Origin of the sequence: Paraburkholderia sp. EG304, assembly GCF_046543485.1 — a bacterium.
GTDB classification, from domain to species: domain Bacteria; phylum Pseudomonadota; class Gammaproteobacteria; order Burkholderiales; family Burkholderiaceae; genus Paraburkholderia; species Paraburkholderia youngii.
The window spans coordinates 1-269 of sequence record NZ_JBKGUA010000427.1; the positions used below are offsets into that span (position 1 = coordinate 1).

1 pseudogene is annotated in these 269 nt (G+C 49.8%); it reads left to right on the forward strand.

What is annotated here, in order from left to right:
* Positions 1-141 (forward strand): annotated as a pseudogene (locus tag ACLFKU_RS44585) (IS6 family transposase); the annotation flags it as partial.
* Positions 142-269 lie beyond the last annotated feature (128 nt).

Sequence of the window (269 nt, forward strand, 5' to 3'; positions counted from 1 at the left end):
CTTCACTACCCGCTTGAAGTGATTTTGCTGTGCGTGCGATGGTACGTGGCCTATTCGCTGAGTTTGCGCAATCTTGCGGAAATGATGGACGAGCGTGGTATCGCGGTGGATCATTCGACGGTGTACCACTGGGTCATCAAACGGTTCTGTCGCAGTAAGGAAAGGGAGTCAAGCAAATGCAATATACGAAGGATGACTTATGATGCCAGAGAATAAAATTGCTGGGCGGCGGACCGCGCAGTTTTGCTCGAACATTTCATCTGTCCTTT